The organism is Rhodococcus sp. NPDC057014, assembly GCF_042673295.1.
Taxonomy (GTDB): Bacteria; Actinomycetota; Actinomycetes; order Mycobacteriales; family Mycobacteriaceae; genus Rhodococcus_F.
Genome location: NZ_JBHUSF010000302.1, coordinates 1 through 11,290 on the forward strand (window position 1 = coordinate 1; position 11,290 = coordinate 11,290).

General features: G+C 68.4%; 5 protein-coding genes. 3 read left to right on the top strand and 2 right to left on the bottom strand.

Annotation, left to right across the window (positions count from 1 at the left end):
- Nucleotides 1-56: 56 nt before the first annotated feature.
- Nucleotides 57-407, bottom strand: a complete 351-nt coding sequence (locus ACFTZB_RS36615; RefSeq protein ID WP_378439418.1) for a hypothetical protein — start codon at nt 405-407, stop codon at nt 57-59.
- A gap of 1 nt (nt 408) precedes the next feature.
- Entirely contained in the window at nt 409-1,434 is a 1,026-nt protein-coding gene (locus ACFTZB_RS36620) for a hypothetical protein (protein WP_378439420.1), read from the bottom strand.
- Nucleotides 1,435-1,638: 204 nt separating this feature from the next.
- Between ACFTZB_RS36620 and leuA the strand changes: the two genes are divergently transcribed.
- The 3 genes from leuA (at nt 1,639) to ACFTZB_RS36635 (ending at nt 11,260) form a co-directional block, all read left to right on the top strand.
- Nucleotides 1,639-3,447 carry a 2-isopropylmalate synthase gene (gene leuA, locus ACFTZB_RS36625; protein WP_276137407.1) on the top strand — a complete coding sequence of 603 codons (1,809 nt, stop codon included), beginning with the start codon at nt 1,639-1,641 and terminating at the stop codon, nt 3,445-3,447.
- A 170-nt stretch (nt 3,448-3,617) separates the two neighbouring features.
- Nucleotides 3,618-5,357, top strand: coding sequence for a cytochrome c oxidase subunit I (gene ctaD, locus ACFTZB_RS36630; RefSeq protein ID WP_378439423.1), 1,740 nt, complete (start codon nt 3,618-3,620; stop codon nt 5,355-5,357).
- A gap of 416 nt (nt 5,358-5,773) precedes the next feature.
- Complete coding sequence (locus tag ACFTZB_RS36635; protein ID WP_378439425.1) at nt 5,774-11,260, top strand: biotin carboxylase N-terminal domain-containing protein; 5,487 nt, start codon at nt 5,774-5,776, stop codon at nt 11,258-11,260.
- Nucleotides 11,261-11,290 lie beyond the last annotated feature (30 nt).

Sequence of the window (11,290 nt, forward strand, 5' to 3'; positions counted from 1 at the left end):
GCGTGCGCGAGCACACTTTGCCGCTCACGTGCCGGAAGCCGCAGCGCGACAACCGGTCAGGGGCGCCGTATCTTCGCGTCGATGCGGTGGATGCGCAGGTCGTGCGGCGGGATCCGGAACGTCTCGACCACCCGGACCGTCGCGAGGGTGCGGCCGAGGAGTCCGGCGTCCAGGAGGTAGTCGACGGTGACGTCGTCGCCGTCGACCGTCCACACGCAGTCGCGGATCGCCCGGATCACCCGGTACTGGGGACCGCCGGACAGGCTTCGGCGCAGGTGGTTTCCGGAGAATGCCGTCTTCAGCCCCATCTCGTACCGCACGGCCCGGGGCTCGATGGGCACCGCGTTGCCGTCGTGGCTGAGCAACGCGTCCAGGTAGGCCCGGGCGACATCGACCTGTGTGTTCATCTCAGTAGTCGAACACTTCGGTCGCGGCGAGCACCAGCGTTTCCGCGTCGTCGCAGCTCGGTGCGGACGCCGCGACGGACGCCGTCAGCCGGTTGCCGATCTTGTCCCGTTCGCTCACCGGGCTCGACGGCAGGTTCGTGTCGAACACCGCCCCCGGATAGAAGTAGTAGTGGCAGTCGATCGCGTCCCGGAAGTAGGTGAACGTCTCGCCGTCGAGTTCGACGGTCTCGGGGCCGCCGGCCTGCGACGGTTCCGGCGACAGCGCCAGTTGCACGGACGCCTCGGCGCCGCCGCGGAGTGTCAGGAGGCATTCGTAGGGGCGGCTGCCGGGGGTGAACGTCTCGACGCCCCGCCCGGGCAGCTGCTCGACCACCCGGCACGGATTCTGTTGCGTGAGAGGGATGTCCGAAGGCGCAGATGCCGGGGACCCCAGCCTGCCCACGACCGAGCCGAGCACCGTGCGCGCCTCGGCGCAGTCGTCGCCGGCCGCGGAGTCGCCCGTCCCGCCTGCCCCGTCGAGGTACGACACGTGCCCCCAGCGACCGGGGGCAGCGCCGTCCGCCGCGCCGGGAACCGGCGGCAGCGAGAAGTAGAGGGTGCACGTGCCCGGGAATGCACCGACTGCGGGACGCACCTCGATTCCCGACGTCGTCACCCCCGCACCGGTTTCTTCGGTGGGTGCGCGTTCGCCGACCGTCACCTCGACCCAGACGGGGTTGGCGGGTGTGCCGCGGGGAGGCACCAATTCGGCGTGGCAGGTCGACAGGTCGCCGACGGGCCCGAACGCGGTGACCTGCCCGAACGAGGCGACCAGATCCCGGTCGAGCAGTCCGCACGGTGCGAGGTCGCGGGCCGCGGCGGCGACGGCCAGCTCCGCGCGGGTGTGCTCGCTGACCGGCAGGCCGTAGACGGGCTCGCCTGTCCCGGCGACACGCGGCGCCCCCGTGACGACGCCGGAACACGACACCAGCAGCACCGCGAAAACGGCGGCCACCAGTGGTGATACCACCGTCGCGCTGCGGCCCACCGCTGTCTCCTCACTCGGACTTCGAACCCCGGCACGCGGACGACGGTGCCCGGAGTACAGTGCTGAGTATGCAGCGCGCACTCCTCCTTGGTTGCCGCGACGGGGTCTGATCCAGACTGGCTTCCCGTCGCGGGGTTTCTCGTGCGCCGGTCGACACAGCCGTTGGACTCCCGACAGTCCACATCGAACCTGGAGATCAATCCCATGTCCCCCGCTGACGCCTTTACCTCCGGAACGCGCACCATCACGCCGCCTTCCAAGCCTGCTCCCTCCGATCAGCCGGAATGGAACACGCAGAAGAATTCGTCGATGCCGACGTTCCGCTACCGCTCCTTCTCCGAGGAAGTGGAGCCGGTGTCGCTGCCGGACCGCACGTGGCCCGACAAGATCATCGACCGCGCCCCGCAGTGGTGCGCCGTCGATCTCCGTGACGGCAACCAGGCGCTGATCGACCCGATGAGCCCCGCCCGCAAGCGCCGCATGTTCGAACTGCTGGTGCGGATGGGGTACAAGGAGATCGAGGTCGGCTTCCCGTCGGCGAGTCAGACGGACTTCGACTTCGTCCGCGAGATCATCGAAGACGGAGCGATTCCGGACGACGTCACCATCCAGGTGCTCACACAGTCCCGGCCGGAACTGATCAAGCGCACGTTCGAAGCCTGTGAGGGCGCGAACAAGGTGATCGTCCACTTCTACAACTCGACGTCCGTCCTGCAGCGCCGGGTGGTGTTCAAGGCCGACCGCGAGGTGATCAAGAAGATCGCGACCGACGCGGCGACCCTGGCCCTCGAAGAGGCGAAGAAGTACCCGGACACGCAGTGGCGGTGGGAGTACTCCCCCGAGTCGTACACCGGCACGGAACTCGAGTACGCCAAGGAGGTGTGCGACGCCGTCACCGAGGTGCTGCAGCCCACGCCGCAGAACCCGGTGATCCTGAACCTGCCCGCCACCGTCGAGATGGCGACGCCGAACGTGTACGCCGACTCCATCGAGTGGATGCACCGCAACCTGGCCCGCCGCGACTCGGTCATCCTGTCGCTGCACCCCCACAACGACCGCGGCACCGGTGTGGCCGCCGCCGAGCTGGGTTACCAGGCCGGCGCCGACCGCATCGAGGGCTGCCTGTTCGGTAACGGCGAGCGCACCGGCAACGTCTGCCTGGTCACGCTCGGACTCAACATGTTCACCCGGGGCGTCGACCCGCAGATCGACTTCTCGAACATCGACGAGATCCGCCGCACCGTCGAGTACTGCAACCAGCTGCCCGTCCACGAGCGCCACCCGTACGGCGGCGACCTCGTGTACACGGCGTTCTCCGGCAGCCACCAGGACGCGATCAACAAGGGCCTGGACGCGATGAAGTTCGACGCCGACTCGCAGGACGCGGACGTCGACGACATCCTGTGGGCGGTCCCCTACCTGCCGATCGACCCGAAGGACGTGGGCCGCACGTACGAGGCCGTGATCCGCGTCAACTCGCAGTCCGGCAAGGGCGGCGTCGCGTACATCATGAAGGCCGATCACGGGCTGGTGCTGCCGCGTCGTCTGCAGATCGAGTTCTCGCAGGCCGTCCAGCGGATCACCGACGGCGAGGGCGGCGAGGTGTCGCCGAAGGAGATGTGGGACGTCTTCCACGAGGAGTACCTGGCTCCGATCACGCCGCTCGAGCGGATGAAGCAGAAGGTGACCGCGGCCGAGGAGGACGGCGGCACCGACTCCATCACCGCGACGGTGAAGGTCGACGGCAAGGAGCACGAGATCTCGGGTTCGGGCAACGGCCCGCTCGCCGCGTTCGTCGACGCGCTCGCCACGATCGACTTCGACGTGCGTGTCCTGGACTACTCGGAGCACGCCATGTCGGCAGGCGACGACGCCCAGGCGGCCGCGTACGTCGAGTGCGCGGTGACCGCTCCCGACGGACGGAACACCGTGGTCTGGGGTGTCGGCATCGCGACGTCGATCACCACCGCGTCGCTGCGCGCCGTCGTGTCGGCGGTCAACCGGGCGCACTGACCGCTTCCGCTCCACCGCTGCCGCAGGCGCGCATCACGCGCACCTGCGGCGGCGTCGTTTCCGGACCCTGTTTCGGGGCTCGGAAACGGCTCTCTCCGGGCAGCGGGTGACTACCCTGGTAACGGAGTCCACACCGGACCCGAACCGCCTCGGACCCTTCGGGGGGCGTCGTGAATCTGGCATTTCAACAGCATCTTCCGGTCCGTCCGTATCCGGCCCGGCGCCGCCCCAAGGGTGGCTTCTTCTACAAGATGATCACGACGACGGATCCCAAGGACCTGGGGATCCTGTACCTGATCACGTCGTTCGCGTTCTTCATGGCCGGCGGTCTGATGGCGCTGCTGATCCGCGGCGAACTCGCGGTCCCGGGTCTGCAGTTCCTGTCGAACGAGCAGTACAACCAGTTGTTCACGATGCACGGCACGATCATGCTGCTGCTGTATGCGACGCCGATCGTGTTCGGGTTCGCCAACTACATCCTGCCGCTGCAGATCGGCGCCCCCGACGTCGCGTTTCCCCGCCTCAACGCGTTCAGTTACTGGGCGTTCCTGTTCGGCGGGACCATCGCGATCGCGGGGTTCGTCACCCCGGGCGGTGCCGCGGACTTCGGCTGGACGGCGTACTCGCCGCTGACGAGCGCGCTGCATTCGCCGGGCGTCGGCGCCGACCTGTGGATCATGGGGCTGGCGCTGTCCGGCCTCGGCACCATCCTCGGCGGGGTCAACATGATCACCACCGTCATCTGCCTGCGGGCGCCGGGGATGACGATGTTCCGGATGCCGATCTTCACGTGGAACATCTTCGTCACCAGCATCCTGATCCTGGTCGCGTTCCCGATCCTCACGGCCGCGCTGATGGGTCTGTTCGTCGACCGGCACCTGGGCGGGAACCTGTACGACCCGGCGACCGGCGGCGTGCTGCTGTGGCAGCACCTGTTCTGGTTCTTCGGCCATCCGGAGGTGTACATCGTGGCGCTGCCGTTCTTCGGCATCGTCACGGAGGTGTTCCCGGTGTTCAGCCGCAAACCGGTGTTCGGGTACAACGGGCTCGTCTACGCGACGATCGCGATCGCGGCCCTGTCGATCGCCGTCTGGGCGCACCACATGTACGCGACCGGCGCGGTGCTGCTCCCGTTCTTCTCGTTCATGACGTTCCTGATCGCGGTGCCCACCGGGGTGAAGATCTTCAACTGGGTCGGCACCATGTGGAAGGGTCAGCTGACGTTCGAGACCCCCATGCTGTTCTCGCTCGGCTTCCTCATCACGTTCATCTTCGGCGGCCTCACCGGCGTCATCCTCGCGAGCCCGCCGCTGGACTTCCACGTCACGGACAGCTACTTCGTGATCGCCCACTTCCACTACGTGCTGTTCGGGACGATCGTCTTCGCCACCTACGCCGGCATCTACTTCTGGTTCCCGAAGATGACCGGACGCATGCTCGACGAACGCCTCGGCAAGTGGCACTTCTGGACGACGTTCACCGGGTTCCACGGCACGTTCCTCGTCCAGCACTGGCTCGGCGCGGAGGGGATGCCGCGCCGCTACGCCGACTACCTGCCCTCGGACGGCTTCACCGTCCTCAACTCGGTGTCCACGGTGTTCGCGTTCGTCCTCGGGGCGTCGACGGTGCCGTTCGTCTGGAACGTCTTCAAGAGCTACCGGTACGGCGAGGTGGTGACGGTGGACGACCCGTGGGGTTTCGGCAACTCCCTCGAGTGGGCGACGAGCTGTCCGCCGCCGCGGCACAACTTCACCGAGCTGCCGCGCATCCGCTCCGAGCGGCCGGCGTTCGAACTGCACTATCCGCACATGGTCGACCGGATGCACCGCGAGGCGCACGTGGGATTGCGGGGCGCGGTGGCGCACGCGACCGAACCGGCCGCCGTCGACCCGAAGGTGAACCCTCGGTAACTTCGGTGTGAAAGTTCCCGTCGGCGAAAACATCTCGAAAAACCGGACGAAACCGACTCTGTGACAACGGGTTGCAGACAACTCGCCGAAGGACGCCCAGCTCGCCGGAATTCCGGTCTCCTTACTCTCTCGTAGGGTCGACACGCAAGTCCTTGAAGACTTGACAAGCGGATCGAGGCCTCGCAGAAGTTACGCGCGGGTACATATTTTCGACGTTATGCTCGCATTCCCCGAGCATCGGTCCTGCAACGACGCAGGTCCGACGATCGCGTTCGGGGCGCCCCTGGAGGTAGTCAAGCGGGTTGTGCAGGGGTGCACGTGTCCGCGAAGGCGGCACCCAGTCCTCGGCGGACATGGCCTTGGCCATCGAAACACTCTGCGGATCAATGAGTTTTACGGAAACGGAGCGATAACAGATGTTCAAGCGAATAGCGATAGTGAACCGCGGCGAGGCGGCCGTCCGCCTGATTCGTGCCGTGCGCGAACTGAACGCCGAGCACAACTACGGCATCCGCACGATCGCCCTGCACACCGAGGCGGAACGTCGCGCGATGTTCGTCCGGCAGGCCGACGAAGGTGTGTGCTTGCGCACAGTCAAGACCGGCACCGCCTACCTCGATCACACCGAGCTCGCCCGCGCGCTGCGCGAGAGCAAGGCCGACGCCGTGTGGGTCGGCTGGGGCTTCGTCGCCGAGGATCCCGCGTTCGTGGAGGTCTGCGACCAGCTCGGCATCACGTTCATCGGCCCGCCCGCCGAATCGATGCGCCTGCTCGGAGACAAGGTCGAGGCCAAGCTCCTCGCCGAGAAGGTGGAGGTCCCTGTCGCGCCGTGGAGCGGTGGCCCCGTCGCCACCCGCGCCGACGCCCGCCGTCACGCCCAGGCCATCGGCTACCCGCTCATCATCAAGGCCCGCTCCGGTGGTGGCGGACGCGGTATCCGCAAGGTGTGGTCGGAAGACGAACTCGAACTCGCGCTCGAACGCACCCAGGGTGAGGCCCAGCGGTCCTTCGGCGACCCCGTCGTGTTCATCGAGCGGCTCGTCACCGACGCCCGCCACGTCGAGGTCCAGGTCATCGCCGACAAGCACGGCAACGTCTGGGCTCCCGGCGTCCGCGACTGCTCCATCCAGCGCAAGAACCAGAAAGTGATCGAGGAGTCCAGCTCCCCGCTCCTCACCGACGAGCAGTCGCAGAACCTGCGCAGCGTCTCCGCCGACCTCGTGCGCGCTGCCGGTTACCACGGCGCCGCAACGGTCGAGTACCTGTACCAGCCGGAGCAGAAGTCCTTCACCTTCCTCGAGGTCAACACCCGGCTCCAGGTGGAGCACCCCATCACCGAGGCCACCACCGGCATCGACCTCGTGAAGCTGCAGATCCTCGTCGCGAACGGCGAGCCCCTGGTCGGCGACTGCCCGTCCGAGTTCGGTCACGCCGTCGAGGCCCGCCTCAACGCGGAGGACGCCGCCAACGGCTTCGCCCCCGCACCCGGCGCCGTGCAGCTGCTGAAGTTCCCGCTCGGCTCCGGTCTCCGCGTCGACACCGGCATCGCCCAGGGCGACGTCATCCCGCCCGACTACGACTCGATGGTCGCCAAGGTCATCGCCTGGGGTCGCGACCGGTCCGAGGCTCTCGCCCGGCTCCGCACCGCACTGCGCGAGACCACCGTCGTTTTGCAGGGCGGCACCACCACGAAGTCGTTCCTCCTCGAACTGCTCGACCGCGAAGAGGTCATCTCCGCGTCCGCGGACACCGGCTGGCTCGACCGCACCGGCGTCGGTAGCGTCACGACGCCCACCAAGGTGGCCGATGTCGCACTGATCGCCGCCGCCATCGACGTCTACGACGCCGAGGAGAAGCTCGAGCGGGAGGCGTTCCTCTCCTCCGCTCGCGGTGGACGCCCCCGCGCCGGCCACGCCATCGGCCGCAAGGTGGAGCTCAGCTACCAGGGTCAGGCCTACGGCCTCACCGTCACGCAGGTCGGCGCCCACACCTACCGCGTCGACGGCGACAGCCCCGACGTCGAGGTCGAGGTCGATCGGCTCAGCGAGTTCGAGAGCCGCCTCGTCGTCGGCACCCGCCGCCACCACGTGGTGTCGGTCGCCGGCCGCGCCCAGTACCTCGTCGAGGTCGACGGCATCAGCCACCAGATCAGCCAGGACGAGGCCGGCGTCGTCCGCGCACCCGCCCCGGCGGTCGTGGTCGCGGTGCCCGTGTCCGTCGGCGACGAGGTCGAGGTCGGCGACACGCTGGTCGTCCTCGAGAGCATGAAGATGGAGACGGCCGTCCGTGCGCCCGTCGCGGGCCGGGTCCGCGAAGTCCTCGCGATGGTCAACTCCCAGGTCGACGCCGGCACCGCACTGCTGCGCGTCGAGGAGACCGCGGAGGAGTCCGCCGCTCCGAAGTCGCCGCGCGTCGAATTCGCGGTCGCCGTCCCCGCCTCGAAGGGCGACGTCCGCACCGACGCCCTCGAGCAGATCGACGCCCTCGGCGCCCTGCTCACCGGTTACGACGTCAGCGCGAAGCGGGCCGGCGTGCTCCTCGCCGACTACGAGAAGCTTCGCGCCGAGATCGCCGGCGACGCGGACCTGGTGCAGGCGGAACTCGCCCTGCTGAACACGTTCGCCGACATCTGCGAGATCGGACGTAACCGTCCCACCGCAGCCGAGGAGGACGGTGACGAGCGCGTTCACAGCCCGCGCGAGCACTTCCACACCTACCTCCACACCCTCGACGTCGAACTCGAGGGTCTGCCGGAGTCGTTCACGACCCGGCTGTCGCGGGCGCTGCGTCACTACGACGTCACCGACCTCGAGCGCAACGGCGAGCTGGAGGAGGCGGTCTACCGCCTGTTCCTCGCGCAGCAGCGCATGGACAACCAGGTTCCCGTCATCGCCGCCCTGCTCGACCGGTGGCTGAACGACGGCAACGCTCCCGGCCGCGCACCCAGCGGACTCGGCGAGGTCCTGGACCGGCTCATCACCGCCACCCAGGTCCGTTACCCGGTGATCGGCAACGTCGCCCGCAACGTGCGGTTCCGGTTCTTCGACGAGCCGCAGATCCGCAAGGCCCGCGAGCAGGTGTACGACGGTGTCCGCGGCAGCCTCGAATACCTCGCCGAGAACCCCGGCGCGGCGGACTACCAGGAACGCCTCGAGGCCCTGGTCGCCACCCCGCAGTCGCTGACCGAACTCCTCGGACAGCGGATCGCACGCAAGAGCACGACCGTCGGCCCGCTGCTCGAGGTCGTCACCCGGCGCTACTACGACATCCGCACGCTCGAGGACGTCACCGCCTTCGAACGCAACGGACGCCGTTTCGTCACCGGCAACTTCGACCTGCTCGGCGAGCGCCTGAACCTGGTCTCCGCCGTCGGCGAGTACGCCGAACTGCCCGGCGCGCTCGACGAGATCGGTGCCGTCGCCGCGGAGAACCCCGAGAACCTCGTCCTCGACCTCTACCTGTCGTGGACGGCGCCGCCCGCCGACCCGGACACCATGTCCGAGGACCTCCGGAAGGCACTGACGGCGCTGCCGCTGGCCGCGACCTGCCGCCGCGTCACGGTGTCCGTCTTCGGCGGAACCGACGTCGACGTCCGCAAGTTCACCTACCGCCCGGACGCAGGCGTCCTCGCGGAGGAGAAGCTGATCCGGGACATGCACCCGCTCACCGGCCAGCGACTCGACCTGTGGCGTCTGAAGAACTTCGACGGCACCCGCCTCCCCGCGGCCGCCGAGACGTTCCTGTTCAACCTGGTCTCGCGCGACAACCCCACCGACGAACGCCTCATCGCGCTCGCCGAGGTCCGCGACATCACGCCGGTCCGCAACGAGGACGGCCAGGTCATCGGTGTTCCCGCCGCGGAACGCGTGCTGCAGTCGTGCCTCGACGGCATCCGCCGGGCGCAGGCCACGCGCGGCAGCAAGCGCAAGCTCGACGCCAACCGCGTCGTGCTGTACGTGTGGCCGAAGATCGACGTCCCCGTCGAGGATCTCGAGGCGTTCGCCCGGGTCGCGGCACCGCTCACCGCGGGCGCCGGCCTCGAGGAGATCACCGTGATCGCCCGCCTCCAGGGCGAGCCCGGCACGGAGTCGCGGGAGAAGGCTCTGCGCTTCTCCTACCGCACCGGCGCCGGTGTGGTCGTCAAGGTCACCGAACCGCCGACCGAGCCGCTGCAGCCGCTCGACGCGTACACGCAGAAGGTCCGCAGCTCCCGTGCCCGCGGCACCGTCTACCCGTACGAGCTGATCCCGCTGCTCACCGGCCGCGCCGGCAGCTTCGTCGAGCACGACCTGGACGAGTCGGGCCAGTTGGTGCCCGTGGAGCGTCCGTTCGGCCAGAACAAGGCCGGCCTCGTCGTCGGTCTGGTCACGGCCCGCACCGACCGGCACCCCGAGGGCATGACCCGCGTCGCGCTGTTCGGTGACCCGACGAAGGCACTGGGTACCGTCGCGGAAGCCGAGTGCGCCCGCCTCGTCGCCGGTGTCGACCTGGCCGAGAAGCTGGGTGTTCCCGTCGAGTGGTTCGCGCTGTCGTCCGGCGCGACGATCTCCATGGACAGCGGCACCGAGAACATGGACTGGGTGTCTCGCGGTCTGCGTCGCCTCATCACGTTCACGCAGAACGGTGGCGAGGTCAACGTGATCGTGGCCGGCATCAACGTCGGCGCGCAGCCGTACTGGAATGCCGAAGCCACGATGCTGATGCACACCAAGGGCATCCTCGTCATGACGCCCGACAGCGCCATGGTGCTCACCGGCAAGAACTCGCTCGACTACTCGGGTGGCGTCTCGGCCGAGGACAACTTCGGCATCGGTGGTTACGACCGCGTGATGGGCCCCAACGGTGAGGCGCAGTACTGGGCGCCGAACCTGCCCGCCGCGTGCGAGATCCTGTTCGCACACTACGACCACGCGTACGTCGTTGCCGGAGAACGCTTCCCGCGCCGGGCGCAGACCAGCGACCCGATCGGGCGCGACGTGCGGTCCTTCCCGCACATCCACCCGTCCAGCGACTTCACCACGGTCGGCGACATCTTCTCCGCGGAGACGAACCCGGAACGCAAGAAGCCGTTCGACATTCGCACGGTGATGCGTTCGCTCGTCGACCAGGACCACACGGTGCTGGAGCGGTGGGCCGACATGGCGGACGCCGACACATCCGTCGTGTTCGACGCGCACCTCGGCGGATACCCGGTGAGCGTCATCGGCATCGAGTCGCGGGCCATCGCCCGTAAGGGATGGTCGCCGGCCAACGGTCCCGACCAGTGGACCGCGGGCACGCTGTTCCCGCAGTCGTCGAAGAAGACGGCCCGGGCGATCAACGCCGCCAGCGGCAGCCGCCCCCTGGTGGTGCTGGCCAACCTGTCCGGTTTCGACGGTTCCCCGGACTCGCTGCGGCACATCCAGCTCGAGTACGGCGCCGAGATCGGCCGCGCCATCGTCAATTTCGACGGCCCGATCGTGTTCTGCGTCGTGTCCCGCTACCACGGTGGCGCGTTCGTGGTGTTCTCCGGAGCACTGAACGACAACATGGAGGTGCTGGCGGTCGAGGGCTCGTTCGCCTCGGTCCTCGGTGGTGCCCCCGCCGCGGCCGTCGTGTTCACCCGTGAGGTCAACTCGCGGGTGGCGGCGGACCCGTCGATCCGGGAGCTCGAAGCCAACCTGGCGGGCGCCCAGACCGACGCCCAGCAGGCTCACCTGCGGGTGGAACTGGCGGCCCAGCAGGCCGCGGTGCGGAACGAGAAGCTCGGTGAGGTCGCGGCCGAGTTCGAGGCCGTGCACAACATCCAGCGGGCACAGCGGGTCGGCTCCGTCGACGCCGTCATCCCCGCCGTGGAGCTGCGTCCGTACATCATCGGTGCGGTCGAGCGCGGCATGCGCCGGGCGGTCGAAGCCGGCAAGTAGTTTCCACCCGAACGGCCGCGGCACCTACCC